The following is a 14,887-nucleotide window of genomic DNA, read 5'->3' as shown; positions in this document are numbered from 1 at the left end:
CAAATTTCGCCTTCACATACCCTGTCGTCGCAGTGTATCGCTGCCCGCAGACTACCGGTCGCAGCCTACCCGGTCAAAACAAGGATAGCCGAATGAAAACCATCGTGATCTGCTCTGGCGGATTGGATTCCGTTTCTCTTGCCCACAGGGTCGCGGCCGAGCATGAATTGCTTGGGCTCGTGTCGTTCGATTATGGTCAGAGACATCGCAAGGAAATCGCCTTCGCCGCCGCCTGTGCCGTCCGCCTGAGGGTGCCGCACCAGACCATCGATATTCGCGACATTGGCCGCAGCCTGTCCGGTTCGGCTCTGACGGACGATGTTGCTGTACCCGACGGGCATTATGCGGAAGAAACCATGCGTATCACCGTGGTGCCCAATCGCAACGCCATCATGCTTGCCATCGCCTTCGGCCTTGCCGCCGCCCGGGGCGCGGATGCGGTGGCGACCGCTGTGCATGGAGGCGATCATTTCATTTATCCCGATTGCCGCCCCGGCTTTATCGATGCCTTCCGGACCATGCAGCGCCATGCGCTGGAGGGATATGCGGATGTCACCTTGTTCGCGCCTTACGTCAATGCGCCGAAATCGGCCATCGTGACCGACGGCGCCCGCCACGGCACGCCCTTCGGGCAAACCTGGTCCTGCTACAAGGGCGGTGATATCCATTGCGGCAGATGCGGCACCTGTGTCGAGCGCCGCGAGGCTTTCGATCTTGCCGGCATTGCCGATCCCACTGCCTATGAAGATGCCGATTTCTGGCGCCACGCCGTGAAGGGCGGTGTGCGCTGATGTTCCGGATCTCCAAGGAATTCCACTTTTCCGCCTCGCACCAGCTTTGCCAATTGCCGCCCGATCATCAATGCGCGCGGCTGCACGGCCATAACTATATCGTGGTGGTCGAGCTTGCCGCGGCAAAGCTGAACAGTTTCGGTTTCGTGCGCGATTATCACGAGTTGGCCCCTTTCAAGCGATATCTCGACGAGAATTTCGATCATCGCCACCTGAACGAGGTGCTTGGCCATGATGCGGTCACCGCCGAATGTCTGGCCCGGCATTTCTACGACTGGTGCAAGTCGCGCCTGCCCGAAACCGTTGCGGTCAGGGTTAGCGAGACGCCCAAGACCTGGGCCGAGTACCGGCCATGAGCGCATCCGCTTCCGAAACGATCCGCGTAAGCGAGATCTTCGGGCCGACCATTCAGGGTGAAGGCGCGCTGATCGGCCAGCCCACGGTATTCGTGCGCACAGGCGGCTGCGATTACCGCTGTTCCTGGTGCGACAGCCTGCATGCCGTCGATTCCCGTTTTCGCGCGGACTGGCGGCCAATGACCACTGCCGAGATTCTGGCCAGAGTGCGCGCGCTTTCCGGGGACGCCCCCCTGATGGTCTCGCTTTCGGGCGGAAACCCTGCCATCCAGCCCCTTGGGCCACTGATCCGGCAGGGGCAGGCCAAGGGTTATCGGTTCGCGCTGGAGACGCAAGGCTCGGTCAGCCGGGACTGGTTTTCCGATCTGGATATGCTGGTTCTAAGCCCGAAACCGCCTTCTAGCGCAATGACGACCGATTGGGATGCTTTGGGGGATTGCGTCAAGGCCGCCGCATCGAAGCCGCGCATCGCGCTTAAATTCGTGATCTTCGATGAGGCGGATTTCGCCTATGCCCGCGAGGTGGCCGCCCGGTTTCCATATCTGCCGGTCTATCTGCAACCGGGCAATCACACCCCGCCGGGGCCAGAGGATATGGATGCCTGCATCGACACCGAAGGCATTCTTGGTCGCATGGGCTGGCTGATCGATCGGGTGATCGCAGAGCGGTGGTTTGCGGCACATGTCCTGCCACAGCTGCATGTCCTGATCTGGGGCAACAAACGTGGCGTCTGACCGCGATATCACTTGATCGCTATCTGCAAGGACCCCCGGATAGCCCTGCGGTCCCGCCACCGCAAACACTGCTCTGCCGCCTGAAAACCGGACGTTTGAAGCCGGGCCGTGAAAGCCTTAGTGATTGTCGCGTGGCAGGCCCCTGGTCTGGGCAATGCGCTGATATTTGACGGCAGGCTTCAGCACCGCGCCATCGCCAAGCTGGCTGACCATGCCACGCTGAATTTCCTGCCACGGCGTCTGATGGTCCGGGTAAGGATAGCCTCCTGCGGCTTCCAACCCGGCGCGACGGCGCCCGATTTCATCGTCGGATACCAGCATATCCACGGTTCCCGCCTTCAGATCGATCCGTACCCGGTCGCCGGTCTGCAGGATCGCCAGATTGCCGCCCGCCGCCGCCTCGGGCGAGGCGTTCAGGATCGACGGAGAGCCCGACGTGCCCGATTGCCGCCCGTCACCGATACAGGGCAGGGCGTGGATGCCGCGCTTGATCAGGTAATCGGGCGGGCGCATGTTCACGACCTCAGCCGCGCCGGGAAAGCCGATAGGGCCGGCGCCGCGCATGAACAGCAGGGTGTATTCGTCGATCCCCAGGGCCGGATCGTCTATGCGGGTATGATAATCCTCGGGGCCGTCGAAAACCACGGCGCGGCCCTCGAACGCGTCGGGATCATCGGGGTTGCTCAGGTAGCGGCCGCGGAATTCCTGCGAGATGACGGAGGTTTTCATCACCGCATTGTCGAACAGATTGCCGCGCAGGATCAGGAAGCCCGCCTCGGATTGCAGCGGCAGATCGAAAGGCCGGATCACGTCATGATCAAGGATCGGCGTCTCGCGGCAGTTCTGGCCCAGCGTCCGGCCGTTGACCGTCGGCGCGTCTTCGTGAATCAGACCCTTCTTCATCAATTCGTTCACGACGGCAGGAACGCCGCCCGCTCGGTGGTAATCCTCGCCCAGATATTCCCCGGCTGGCTGAAGATTGACCAGCAGCGGGATGTGATGGCCGTGGGTCTGCCAATCGTCAATCGACAATTCCACCCCCATATGACGGGCCAGCGCGTTGATGTGGATCGGGGCGTTGCTTGATCCGCCGATGGCCGAATTGACCACGATGGCGTTCAGGAAATTCTCGCGCGTCAGGATGTCCGACGGCTTCAGATCCTCATGCGCCATGTCCACGATCCGCTTACCCGTGCGCCAGGCCATCGCCGCGCGGTCCTTGTGCGGCGCGGGAATGGCGGCAGAGCCGGGCAGCTGCATTCCGATCGCCTCGGCCAGCGAATTCATCGTCGTGGCGGTGCCCATCGTGTTGCAATAGCCGACCGAAGGCGCGGATGAGGCGACCAGTTCGATGAATTCCTCATTCTTGATTTCACCCGCCGCCAGCATCTCGCGCGCTTTCCACAGGATCGTGCCCGAACCGGTGCGCTTGCCCTTGAACCAGCCGTTCAGCATCGGCCCGACCGAGAAGGCGATGGCCGGGATATTCACCGTCGCCGCCGCCATCAGCATGGCGGGCGTGGTCTTGTCGCAACCGATGGTCAGCACGACACCATCCAGCGGATAGCCATACAGAATCTCGACCAGACCCAGATAGGCAAGGTTGCGGTCCAGCCCTGCTGTCGGGCGTTTCGAATTCTCGTGAATCGGATGAACCGGGAATTCGAAGGCGATGCCGCCAGCCTCGCGGATACCTTCGCGGATACGCTGCGCCAGAATGATATGGTGACGGTTGCAGGGGTTCAGGTCGGAGCCGGATTGCGCGATGCCGATGATCGGCTTGCCGGATTGCAGCTCTTCCCGGGTGATGCCGTGATTCATGTGGCGTTCGAGGTAAAGCGCCGTCATGTCGATATTGTCGGGATTGTCGAACCAGGCCCGTGACCGCAGTTTCTTCACGATATTTCTCCCATCCCGGCAAGGGATTTCACGCGGTTTTCCCGCCAGTAGATGACAAAGCCCGAGGCAATGATGATCGCCGCTCCGATCAGGGTCAGCGGGCGGGGCAGGTCATCGAAGCACAACCAGCCGAGAAAGATCGCCCAGGGCAGCAGCGTGTATTGCAAGGGTGCGACTGTTGCCGCATCGGCCAGTTTCACGGCGCGGTTGACGCAGATATGGGCCAGCATGGCGACCACGCCCAGCGCTCCCAACAGCAGGAAATCCGGCAGGGTCGGCGTCACCCAACCAAAGGGCGCAAGCACGATCCCGGCCAGCAGCGCACCCAGAATCTGGAACAGAACCAGCGTTGTGTCAGGCGTTCCGCGCAGGCTGCGCCCGGTGATGATCATCACGGCGAATGCCAATGTGCCGATGATGGCGAAAAGGATCGCCAGCGGGTTCACCTCGCCCGAAGGAGCCAGCGCGATCAGCACGCCGATGAAGCCAAGCGCAATGGCCGCCCAGCGGATCCGCCCGACCTTCTCGCCCAGAAGGAACGGCGACAATGCGGCGACATAGATCGGAGCGGCCAGCCAATAGGTCATCACATCGGCCAGAGGCAGGAAATAGACCGCCCAGTAGAAGCAGAACACCTCGGCAGTCGAAAAGACCACGCGGGCGAATTGCAGCCATGGACGATCAGCCGACAGGATCGGCCGCAATCCCGCGCGCCACAGGAACGGCAGCAGGATCACCAGCGCGACGCCCGAGCGCAGCATCAGAACCTGACCGACCGAATAGGTCGCCACCAGCCATTTCCCCATCGCGTCGTTCAGCGAGAACAGGAACATCGCCAGCAGCATGATCAGCACGCCAAGCCGGGTTGGCGACATCGTGGTGGGCGTGGCCGCGGATTCGTTCATCCGGCTTCGCCGTCGGCAGTGGACCGCCGGTGGATCGCGTCCGGGCGGGTGAAGAGATCGGGCAGCAGCTCGATGCCCAGGCCGGGCGTGTCGGGCAGGGTGATCTGACCGTTCTCGATCTGCGGCAGGGCCGTGACCAACTCGGTATACCAGCCGGTATAGAAGGCACGGACGGATTCCTGAATCAACGTGTTCCGCGCATGCAGTGAGAATTGGCACGAGGCCATGAAGACCACCGGGCCGGTGCAGTCATGCGGTGCGACCGGGATTTGCTGGGCTTCGGCCAAAGCGGCGATCTTGCGGGCCTCGGACAGCCCGCCGCACCATGACAGATCCAGCATCGCGACCCCCGCCACGCCGGTTGCCAGATAGTCGCGGAACGCATGCGGATAGGCCAGAGTTTCGGACGCGCAGATCATCGCCCGGCTGTGCGGCGCATAGGCTTTCAAAGCCTCAAGGCTGTCCATGCGGACGGGGTCTTCATGCCAATAGGTATCGAATTCCTGCAAGGCGCGGGCGATCCGCTGCGCGGCGGGCAGACGCCACAGTGAATGGAACTCGACCATGATATCCATACGGTCGCCGACGGCTTTGCGGATTTTCTCGAAGGGTTGCAGGGCGGTGCGCAATTCATCGGCGGAAATATCGAGGCCGCTCGTGCGCTCGGCGGCGATATCGAAGGGCCAGATCTTCATGCCCGTGATGCCCTGTTCCAGCAGCGATTGCGCCAGTTCCCCGGCATCGTTCAGGAAAGCGTCCAGATCCTCGTATGGGCCGTCGCTTTTCCGGTCCAGCCCCCAATTCGCCACCGCCTGCGCCCGCGCGTCCCTGACATAGCGATAGCCTGCGCAGGTATTATAGGTCCGCACGCTGTCGCGCGAGCGGCCGCCAAGCGCGACCGAGACGGGAACGCCAAGCGCCTTGCCGAAAATGTCCCAAAGCGCAATGTCGACGGCGGAATTGCCGCGCGTCTCGACACCTGCTCCGCGCCAGCCGAGATAGCCCAGAAGGTCACGATTGATCGCCTCAATCTGCATCGGATCGCGCCCGATCAGCTTGGGCGCGACGGTTTCGTGGATATAGGCCTCGACCGCGGCGGCGCCCATGAAGGTCTCGCCCAACCCGGTGATGCCTTCGTCGGTGCGGATCAGAATCCAGACGATATTCGAGAATTCGCTGAGCCTGAGGGTTTCAACGGCAGTAATCTTCATGGCAGAATCCGGGATTGGCGCGTGATGCCGGCCGGCCCGAAACCCGGGCCAGCCAGCGGATTATCAGGGCTTACTCGCCCCGGATCTCGGCCAGTGTGGCTTGCATCTTCTCGATCACTTCCGGGCCGATTTCTTCGGCGTGACGTTCATAGACGCCCTGCACGGCCTCGTGGATTTTCTCCATCTCGGCGGTGTCGATGTCGTTCACTTCCAGACCGGCCTCTTCCACGCGGGCCAGCGATTCTTCGGACAGTTTGCGGCTGGCCTCTCGCTGGACATCACGACCGGCAACGGCGCAATCCACAAGGATCTGTTGCTCTTCTTCCGAATACTGATCCCAGATCGTCTTCGAGAACAGCACCATGAACGGCGTATAGGCATGGCGCGTATTCGACAGATATTTCTGCACCTCGTAGAATTTCGAGGTGTCGATGGTCACGTAAGGATTTTCCTGCCCATCGATCGCCCCGGTCTCAAGCGCCGAGAACACCTCGCCAAAGGCCATCGGCGTGGCATTGGTGCCCAGCGTCTGGAACGTGTCGAGGAAGACATTGTTCTGCATCACCCTCACCCGCATGCCGCTGAAATCCTCCAGCTTGGTCACGGGCCGGGCAGAGTTGGTCAGGTTGCGGAAGCCATTCTCCCAATAGGCCAGATTCACCAGATTGGCAGCAGGCATCATGTCCGAGATATATTGCCCGAACTCGCCATCCAGAACCGCATCGGCCTCTTTCTCGTTGGCGAACAGGAAGGGCAGATCGAAAACGCCAAGCGCGGGCACGATGCCGACGATGGGCGAAGACGATGTCACGACCATTTCCTGCGTGCCCGAGCGCAGGGCCTGCGTCGCCTGCAGGTCATCGCCAAGAGCAGAGCTCCAGAACGCGTTCAGCGTCCATTCGCCTCCGGTCTTTTCGTCGAAGCATTGCGCCATGGCGCGGACACCCTCGCCATTGGGGTGATCCTCGGCTACGCCGTTCGAAACGCGGATGGTGCGCTTGCTGATCTCGGCGCTGGCCGGGGCCAGCAGGCCCGCGACCATGGTTGCCGCAAGACCTGCGGCCAGGGTTTTCTTCAGTGCAAGTTTCTTCGTTGCCATATCGTCCTCCTCCTCCTTGGGACTTCAGCGTTTCTGCCCTGCCGCCTTGTCAGCGGCCGAGAATTTCAAGCGGGGCCAGCACGAGACTGGGGAACAGCACCATCAGCAGCATGACGATGGTGTGGGCCACCAGGAACGGCAGGACGCCGACGATGACCTTGCCCATGGGCACCCGCGCCACGCCGCTGACCACGTTCAGCACGACGCCGACCGGGGGCGTGACCAGCCCGATGCAGTTGTTCATCACGAACAGGACCCCGAAATAGACCGGATCGATCCCCGCCTGCTTGACGATCGGCATCAGGACGGGGGTCAGGATCAGGATCGTCGGCGTCAGGTCCAGCGCGGTGCCGACGATGAAGACCAGCACCATCATCATGAACATCAGCAGCATCGGATTATCCATCACCGGCTCCAGCATCCGGGTAATCTCGCCCGGAATATTGGCGCTGGTGATCAGCCAGGCCGAGACCAGGGCCCCGGCGACCAGAAACAGGATCACCGAGGTGGTCTTGGCCGCTCGCAGCAGTACACCGTAAAGATCGGAAAGTTTCAGCTCGCGATAGATGAACAACCCGACGAACAACGCATAGAACGCCGCGATGACGCCCGCTTCGGTGGGGGTGAAGATGCCAAAGCGGATACCACCCATGATGATGACCGGCATGATCAATGCCCAGCCTGCCTTAAGCGTGGCTTGACCGCGCGCCGCCCAGTCCTGCTTCGGCAGCACCTTTACATTGTCGCGCCGGGCGACGATCTGCCAGGCGACCAGCAGGCCGACCGCCATCAGGATGCCGGGCACGATACCACCCAGGAAAAGCTGGGTGATCGACACATTCGCGGCGACGCCGAAGACGATGAAGGCGACCGAAGGCGGCAATACCGGGGCGATGATCCCGCCCGCCGCGATCAGCCCGGCCGAGCGCGGCACATCATAGCCCGCGTTCCGCATCATCGGGATCAGGATCGCGGCCAGCGCTGCCGTATCCGCCGCCGCCGATCCCGACAGCGAGGCCATGATCAGCGCGGCGACGATGGCGACGACGCCAAGCCCGCCCCTCAGATGGCCGACAAAGGCAAGCGCGAAATCGATGATCCGCTTCGACAGCCCGCCCGCATTCATCAGCTCTCCGGCCAGAATGAAAAAGGGGATGGCCAGCAGGATGAAGCTGTTGGCGCCGTCGATCATGTTCTGAGCGACGATCTGCGGGTTGAAGATGCCCATATAGGTCATCAGCACCACACCGCAGAACATCAGCGCGAAGGCAATCGGCGCGCCGATCGCCATGGCCCCCAGAAGCGAGGCCAGAAAAACGAAGATGGTCATTCGCCGCGCCCTATCAGGGTTTCCACATCATCGTAATCACCGACGAATTCGGCGATTTCGGCATCGGTGACGCGACCGGTCAGGATATTGAACAGCCGCCAGCCCGCGATAAGCCCCATGCCGACCGAGGTGAAGAAAGCCACGCCATAAACCATGATCATCGGCATGCCCGCGACAGGCGATGTCATGCTGGCATTGATCGGCGCCTGCTGCCATGTGCCCCAGAACAGGATTCCGACGCAAAGCAGGATCAGCATATTGGTCAGCGCCATGCAGATGACGCGCCCGCGCCGCCCGAACACCCGCACCAGCGTCTCGACGCCCAGATGACCGTTTTCCTTGAAAGCCAGTACCGCGCCGATGAAGGTCAGCCAGACGAAAAAGAACCGGCTCATTTCTTCCGACATGACGATGCCGGAATTGAAGCCGTAACGCAGGATCACGTTCAGGAAGACCATCAGCGCCATACCGGCCAGAAGGGCCACGATGACGAATTCGATGAGCTTGACGATACCGTTGACAATTGCCTTCATTCCCGACCCCTCGCGGCCGTGATCAAAAAGGTCGTGCAGGGCACGTTATATCCTCCCCTTCGGCGCGCCTCCGGTTTCCACCCGCGCCATTGCAGATCCCGATGACTGGGCGGGCATGATGTCGCGCCATTCCGTACCGGGCTGGACAGGAGGTTAAATGACAGCGTATATCATTGTCAACGACCTGACGCAGAAATACGGCAAGGTCAGGGGGAGTGCATGAAGAAATATAATAATAATTACAAATCTGTGACGCTGAAAGACGTGGCTGAGGCAGCAGATGTAAGCGTTATCACGGTTTCACGCGCGCTGCGGACTCCTGACGTCGTGTCAGAGAAGGTTCGGGCGCGGGTGGCAGAAGCGGTTGCCCGGCTTGGCTACTCGCCCAATCAGGCCGCGCGGGCGCTGGCTTCGGCGACGACCTCGATCATCGGCGTGATCATTCCTTCGGTCACCAATCAGGTCTTCGCCGATGTGCTTCGGGGCGTTTACGAAGCCGTCGAGGGGACCGCGTTTCAGGTTCAGCTTGGCAATTCCCGCTATACGGCCCGGAAGGAAGAGGAACTGGTCAGGGTGTTTGCAGCGCAGCGTCCTGCGGGTCTGATCGTGGCAGGGATCGACCAGCTTCCGGCGACCCGGCGGATCCTGTCCAGCCTTGGCTGTCCGGTGGTGCAGATCATGGATATCGGGCCGGATCCGATCGACATGATGATCGGCTTCGACCAGAACGAAGGCGGTCGCGCGGCGACCCGGCATCTGCTGGAAAAGGGCTATCGGAAAATCGGCTTCATCGGTGCGCGGATGGATCCCCGCGCGCAAAGGCGCCTTAACGGTTATGTCGAGGTGCTGCAGGCCGCGGGCCTTTATGACGAGGCGCTGATCCATACCTCGCCGCAGCCCTCCTCGGTCACTCACGGAGCCGAGATGTTCGCCGATTTTCTTGCGATGGTGCCCGATGCGGATGCGGTTTTCTGCAACAATGACGATATGGCGATGGGGGCCCTGTTCGAATGCCAGCGGCGGCGGATCCGGGTGCCGGGGCAGTTCGGGATCATCGGATATAACAATCTTGAATACACGGCGGCCTCATGCCCGTCGATCTCATCCATCTGGACGTTGCGCTACGAGATGGGCCGCCGCGCGATCGAGATGATTGCGGCGGCGGGCCGGGGTGAGCGTCCTGATCCCGCGGTGATCGACGTGGGTTACGAATTGATGGCGCGTCAAAGCACGGCGCGTTGACCGGAACGGCAGGGGAGGGCCACCAGAGACATGAATATCCTGATCATAGGCGCGGCGGGGATGATAGGGCGCAAGCTCACCTCGGCGCTGATCGCGCGAAAGGCGCTTGCCGGTAAGCCGATCCGGCAAATCGAACTGGTGGATGTGGTCGCGCCCGAGCCGGTCACAGGCGGCGGTATCGCCATTTCGGCGCGGGCCGTGGACATTTCCGACCCCAAGGTCGCGCCCGGACTGATCTCACGCAGGCCCGACGTCATCTTTCATCTTGCCGCCATCGTCTCGGGCGAGGCAGAGCTGGATTTCGACAAGGGCTATGCGATCAATCTGGACGGCACCCGCCACTTGTTCGAGGCGATCCGGCAAGAAGGACTGGCGCAGCCCTATTGTCCGCGCGTGATTTTTACCTCATCCATAGCCGTCTTCGGTGCGCCATTTCCCGACCGGATCGGCGACGAGTTCTTCCAGACGCCGCTTACCAGCTATGGTACCCAGAAGGCGATCGGGGAATTGCTGCTGTCCGATTATTCCCGGCGCGGCTTTCTGGATGGCGTCGGCATCCGCCTGCCGACGATCTGCATCCGGCCGGGCGCGCCGAACAAGGCGGCCTCGGGGTTCTTCTCATCGATCCTGCGCGAGCCGCTGGTGGGGCAACAGGCAGTGCTGCCGGTCGATGAAAGCGTCCGGCACTGGCATGCAAGCCCGCGCGCGGCGGTGGGCTTTCTGATCCGCGCGGCCGAGATGGACACGGCCATCCTTGGCGCAAGGCGCAATCTGAACATGCCGGGCCTGTCGGCTACGGTGGGCGAGCAGATCGAGGCTTTGCGGCGCGTGGCCGGCGACAAGGCGGTCGCGCTGATCCGGCGTGAACCGGATGCGATGATCGCCGGGATAGTTGGCGGCTGGGCCAGGGATTTCGACGCCGCACGGGCGATATCGCTGGGGTTTCAGGCCGACGGGTCATTTGACGAGATCATTCGCATCCATATCGAGGATGAGCTTGGCGGAGATATCCCGTCATGAGCATGCGTGTTGCCATCGTCATCGGTGCGGGTACCGGAATCGGCAAGGCCATCGCCACGGCGCTGCATGGGGACGGCTTTCACGTCGCGCTGTTCGGCCGCCGCAAGGAGGTGTTGGACGAGGCCGCATCCGGTATCGATCCCTCGGGTGATCGGTTGCAGGCCGTCCCGGTCGATATTGGCCAGCGGGATGCAGTAGGCGCGGCTTTCGCTGCGGTGATCGAGAGATGGGGCAGGCTGGATCTGCTGGTCAATAATGCCGGCATGAACCCGTCCGCGGTGCCGCTGGAAGATATCACCGCCGAGGAATGGGGGCAGGTCGTGGGCGTGAACCTGACCGGCGCATTCTTCTGCACGCAATTCGCCTTTCGCCAGTTCAAGGCGCAGCAGCCGCAAGGCGGGCGGATCATCAATAACGGTTCGGTCTCGGCTACGATGCCGCGCCCGCTGGCCTCGCCCTATGCCGCGACCAAGGCGGGGGTGTCCGGTCTGACACGGGCTTCGGCGCTGGACGGACGGCCGTTCAATATCGCCGTCGGGCAGATCGATATCGGCAACGCCTCGACCGAGATGACGCGGCGGATGGCGACCGGGGTGATGCAGCCTGACGGCTCGCTGGCGGTCGAGCCGACGATCGACATTGCCCATATCGCCGATGCGGTCCGCTATATGGCGGGGCTGCCGCTGGATGCGAATGCGCTGACCCTGACGGTGATGGCCACGCAGATGCCATTTGTGGGAAGAGGATAAGGATAGATGAGCGTCTTTGACGACGGAGTGTTTCTTGGCCGCGTGCGGCTGGCACAGGGCGGGCATCCCCGGGTGGTGACGATCCGCGGCGGACAGGTGATGGATATCACCGCGAAACCCGCGCCGACGGTGCGCGACATCTGCGAGATGTCGGATCCGGCGGGCTATGTGGCGACCGCACCGGGTCAGCCCGTAGCGGATCTGGATGCGATTCTGGCGGGCGAGGCGCAGGCGGTCACGCTGCTGTCACCGGTCGATCTTCAGGCGGTGAAAGCCTCTGGCGTGACCTTTGTCGTCAGCCTGCTGGAACGTGTGATCGAGGAACAGGCAATGGGCGATCCGGGTCGCGCGGATGCCTTGCGGCGCGATATCCTGGAACTGATCGGCGAGGATCTGTCCGATCTGGTTCCGGGTTCCAGGGGCGCGATGGCGGTCAAGGCGCGGCTGGTCGAGCGCGGCGTCTGGAGCCAGTATCTGGAGGTCGGCATTGGCCCGGATGCCGAAATCTTCACCAAATGTCAGCCAATGGCCAGTGTCGGGCATGGCGCGATGATCGGGCTGCATCCGATCTCGACCTGGAACAACCCCGAGCCAGAGGTGGCGGTGGTGGTGTCCTCGACCGGCAGGATAGTCGGCGCGACGCTTGGCAATGACGTGAACCTGCGCGATGTCGAGGGGCGCTCGGCCCTGCTGCTGGGCAAGGCCAAGGATAACAACGCGTCTGCCGCGCTTGGGCCGTTCATCCGGCTGTTCGACGGCGGCTTCGGGCTGGACGACGTCAAGGCGCTGGAGGTCGCGCTGGAGGTGAGCGGCGAGGATGGTTTCGTGCTGACCGGGTCGTCGTCGATGGGCCAGATCTCGCGCAGCCCGGAAGCGCTGGCGGCGGCGGCGATCGGGGATCATCATCAGTATCCTGACGGGCTGGTGCTGTATCTGGGCACGATGTTCGCGCCGGTGCAGGATCGCGACGGGCAGGGGCAGGGCTTCACCCACAAGATCGGCGATGTGGTGACGATCTCGGCCCCGGCATTGGGGGCCTTGGTGAACACGGTCGGATTATCGACTGAATGTCCGGCCTGGAGTTATGGCACGCGCGCGCTCATGGCCGATCTTGCCGGGGCGGGGCTTTTGTAGCGAGGGGCACGCAGGTCGCGCGTGCCCGATCCATCTCATGCGATCTTATCCGGCTGAAATGGCGGTGCCGCTGGCCATTGCAAGAAATCTACCTGCCTTTTCCGGCGTACCAGCTTGAAAGGATGGGGCTGGTGGGAACGGCGCTCCGGTCGGTCTATCAAGAGCCTCTCGCATGCTGGCCCGTTCACTGTCTTTTCGGGATGGCCCCGGCATAGGTGTTCAGTCCCTGCAGGTGCTGATCGGCCTTTTGCAGCGCTTCAAGTGCGGCGGCGCGGTCGCGATTTGCCAGCAGGCCGCACAGCACCTCGGAAACGGCCAGTGCAGGGGAAAGCGTGTGGAAGAAGGTCGGGCTTTCCGTCGCGCAGAGAATGGCCTCGTCGGCGATGCCGATCAGCGGTGAAACCTCGCTATCCGTGATGGCAACGACGCCCATGTTCTTTTCACGGGCAAGCTGGGCGAGTTCCAGACTGTGGCGCGCGTAAGGGCTGATCGAGATCACCAGCAGCACATCTTCGGCCCCGGCCCGCATCAGCCCGTCGCCGGATGCGCCCCTCCGAGCGGCGGCAGGCGGCGCCGGAGGTTTTCGCCTCGGTGCATCTGCCCGATCCGCCGCGTATCTATGAAAGCTATCCGCATCAGCTTTCCGGAGGTCAGCGGCAGCGGGTGATGATCGCCATGGCGCTGGCGTTGAAGCCAAAGTTGCTTATCGCCGACGAGCCGACAACCGCGCTGAACGTGACCACTCAGAAGCAGATCCTGACCCTGATCCGCGAATTGCAGGAACAGCAGAACACCGCAGTGCTGTTCATCACCCATGACCTGCGCGTTGCAGCCCAGATCTGCGACGAGGTGATGGTGATGCGGCGCGGCTCGGTGGTCGAGCAGGGTCCGGCGGCCGAAGTGCTGGCCCGTCCGTGCCATGACTATACCCGCGCATTGATCGCCGCTGCCCCCGGCCGTGACTGGGATTTCGCGTCCGGCAGCCGGCTGTCGCAGCCGGCGGGGGTCGCGATATGATCAATGCGAGTCTGATCCAGATGGATGTAGCGCCGCTGGACCCGGCCATGAATCTGCGTCGCATCCACGACCATATCGCCGCCGAGTCCAGCCGCGGCGCACGGCTTGTTCTGTTTCCCGAACTCGCCAATACCGGCTATGTCGAACCGCTGGTTCCCGGCGGCGCGATGACGCTGCCCCCGGCCGATTACGCCGCCGCGCTGCACGCCGCCTGCGCTACGCCCGACGGCCCCGAGATCGCGGCGCTGGCCGAGGCGGCGCAGCGGCACGGCTGCCATATCGTCATCGGCATGGGCCTGCGCGATCCACTGCGCGAGGGAGTGATGCGCAACTGCTCGGTGCTGATCGGGCCGCAGGGGGTTTTGGGCTGCTATGCCAAGATCCACCAATGGCAGAATGAGAAACTGTATTTCACCCGTGGCGACCGGATCGACAGCTTTGCCTTTGGCGAGACGCGGCTGGGGATGCAGATCTGCTACGACATCCGATTTCCCGAGATCACCCGCATTCTCGCAATGCAGGGGGCAGGGATCGTGACCTCGGTCTGGGCCTCTTTCGGCGCCGAGGATGCCCCCGTCGCCGATGAGGCGCTTTTCCTGCACCGCGCCTATACGCGCGCAGTCGAGAACGGCGTTTTCTTCCTGAGCTGCAATCGCAGCGGCAGCACCGGCGGGCAACGCTTTTTCGGGCGTTCCTGCGCGTTGGCGCCCGATGGAACCGTGCTTGGCGCGCTGGATCACGACCACGAAGATGTGCTGCGCGTCAAGATCGACCTGTCGCAGATTGCCCGTTATCGTGGCTTCACCGGCATCTGGGCCGATCGCGCGCCCGAGATCTATGCGAAATACTTTCCCTGACCGGAGTCTG

The 14,887-nt window shown here is 62.6% G+C and carries 15 protein-coding genes and 1 pseudogene; 9 read left to right on the top strand and 7 right to left on the bottom strand.

Annotation, left to right across the window (positions count from 1 at the left end; genetic code table 11):
- The first annotated feature begins 92 nt into the window (after positions 1 to 92).
- From queC to queE, 3 genes are read left to right on the top strand one after another with little or no spacing between them, the layout of a single operon-like run.
- Entirely contained in the window at positions 93 to 791 is a 699-nt protein-coding gene (queC, locus tag D3P04_RS09140) for a 7-cyano-7-deazaguanine synthase QueC (RefSeq protein WP_119748064.1), read from the top strand.
- Positions 791 to 1,147: a 6-pyruvoyl trahydropterin synthase family protein gene (locus tag D3P04_RS09135; protein WP_119748062.1), complete on the top strand. Its 357-nt coding sequence runs from the start codon at positions 791 to 793 to the stop codon at positions 1,145 to 1,147. The genes queC and D3P04_RS09135 overlap by 1 nt, the downstream gene beginning before the upstream one ends.
- Positions 1,144 to 1,881: a 7-carboxy-7-deazaguanine synthase QueE gene (gene queE, locus D3P04_RS09130; RefSeq protein ID WP_119748060.1), complete on the top strand. Its 738-nt coding sequence runs from the start codon at positions 1,144 to 1,146 to the stop codon at positions 1,879 to 1,881. Before D3P04_RS09135 ends, queE begins: the two co-directional genes overlap by 4 nt.
- 117 nt (positions 1,882 to 1,998) lie before the next feature.
- On the opposite strand, the gene D3P04_RS09125 is transcribed toward queE, so the two are convergent.
- From D3P04_RS09125 to D3P04_RS09100, 6 genes are all read right to left on the bottom strand, one after another.
- Positions 1,999 to 3,780: an IlvD/Edd family dehydratase gene (locus tag D3P04_RS09125; protein ID WP_182912793.1), complete on the bottom strand. Its 1,782-nt coding sequence runs from the start codon at positions 3,778 to 3,780 to the stop codon at positions 1,999 to 2,001.
- Complete coding sequence (locus D3P04_RS09120) at positions 3,777 to 4,685, bottom strand: DMT family transporter (RefSeq protein ID WP_119748056.1); 909 nt, start codon at positions 4,683 to 4,685, stop codon at positions 3,777 to 3,779. Before D3P04_RS09120 ends, D3P04_RS09125 begins: the two co-directional genes overlap by 4 nt.
- Entirely contained in the window at positions 4,682 to 5,896 is a 1,215-nt protein-coding gene (locus tag D3P04_RS09115) for a mandelate racemase/muconate lactonizing enzyme family protein (protein ID WP_119748054.1), read from the bottom strand. The genes D3P04_RS09120 and D3P04_RS09115 overlap by 4 nt, the downstream gene beginning before the upstream one ends.
- Before the next feature lie 70 nt (positions 5,897 to 5,966).
- The gene (locus D3P04_RS09110) at positions 5,967 to 6,995 is read right to left on the bottom strand and encodes a TRAP transporter substrate-binding protein (protein ID WP_220475293.1); all 1,029 of its coding nucleotides are present in this window, start codon (positions 6,993 to 6,995) and stop codon (positions 5,967 to 5,969) included.
- A 49-nt stretch (positions 6,996 to 7,044) separates the two neighbouring features.
- Positions 7,045 to 8,325: a TRAP transporter large permease gene (locus D3P04_RS09105; protein ID WP_119748052.1), complete on the bottom strand. Its 1,281-nt coding sequence runs from the start codon at positions 8,323 to 8,325 to the stop codon at positions 7,045 to 7,047.
- The gene (locus D3P04_RS09100) at positions 8,322 to 8,858 is read right to left on the bottom strand and encodes a TRAP transporter small permease (protein WP_119748050.1); all 537 of its coding nucleotides are present in this window, start codon (positions 8,856 to 8,858) and stop codon (positions 8,322 to 8,324) included. Before D3P04_RS09100 ends, D3P04_RS09105 begins: the two co-directional genes overlap by 4 nt.
- Positions 8,859 to 9,077: 219 nt before the next feature.
- On the opposite strand from D3P04_RS09100, the gene gntR reads away from it, so the two are divergent.
- Genes gntR through D3P04_RS09080 form a run of 4 tightly spaced genes read left to right on the top strand, consistent with a single transcriptional unit; the run spans position 9,078 to position 13,003 of the window.
- Positions 9,078 to 10,100, top strand: a complete 1,023-nt coding sequence (gene gntR / locus D3P04_RS09095) for an HTH-type transcriptional regulator GntR (RefSeq protein WP_119748049.1) — start codon at positions 9,078 to 9,080, stop codon at positions 10,098 to 10,100.
- A 30-nt stretch (positions 10,101 to 10,130) separates the two neighbouring features.
- A complete protein-coding gene (gene denD / locus D3P04_RS09090) occupies positions 10,131 to 11,120 on the top strand; it encodes a D-erythronate dehydrogenase (protein ID WP_119748047.1) in 990 nt (329 codons plus the stop codon).
- Positions 11,117 to 11,869 carry an SDR family oxidoreductase gene (locus D3P04_RS09085; RefSeq protein ID WP_119748045.1) on the top strand — a complete coding sequence of 251 codons (753 nt, stop codon included), beginning with the start codon at positions 11,117 to 11,119 and terminating at the stop codon, positions 11,867 to 11,869. The genes denD and D3P04_RS09085 overlap by 4 nt, the downstream gene beginning before the upstream one ends.
- Before the next feature lie 6 nt (positions 11,870 to 11,875).
- Positions 11,876 to 13,003, top strand: coding sequence for a fumarylacetoacetate hydrolase family protein (locus D3P04_RS09080; protein ID WP_119748043.1), 1,128 nt, complete (start codon positions 11,876 to 11,878; stop codon positions 13,001 to 13,003).
- Positions 13,004 to 13,187: 184 nt separating this feature from the next.
- On the opposite strand, the gene D3P04_RS09075 is transcribed toward D3P04_RS09080, so the two are convergent.
- Complete coding sequence (locus D3P04_RS09075; protein WP_232844941.1) at positions 13,188 to 13,532, bottom strand: MurR/RpiR family transcriptional regulator; 345 nt, start codon at positions 13,530 to 13,532, stop codon at positions 13,188 to 13,190.
- A 2-nt stretch (positions 13,533 to 13,534) separates the two neighbouring features.
- Here D3P04_RS09075 and D3P04_RS09070 point away from each other — a divergent pair.
- Both D3P04_RS09070 and D3P04_RS09065 read left to right on the top strand, forming a co-directional pair.
- Positions 13,535 to 13,957, top strand: a pseudogene (locus tag D3P04_RS09070) (ATP-binding cassette domain-containing protein); the annotation flags it as partial.
- A gap of 59 nt (positions 13,958 to 14,016) precedes the next feature.
- Positions 14,017 to 14,877: a carbon-nitrogen hydrolase family protein gene (locus tag D3P04_RS09065; protein ID WP_119748039.1), complete on the top strand. Its 861-nt coding sequence runs from the start codon at positions 14,017 to 14,019 to the stop codon at positions 14,875 to 14,877.
- The last annotated feature ends 10 nt before the right edge of the window (positions 14,878 to 14,887 follow it).

It is taken from the genome of Paracoccus onubensis (assembly GCF_003591515.1).
Classification (GTDB): domain Bacteria; phylum Pseudomonadota; class Alphaproteobacteria; order Rhodobacterales; family Rhodobacteraceae; genus Paracoccus; species Paracoccus onubensis.
This window is presented reverse-complemented; position numbering and strand designations above follow the sequence as displayed.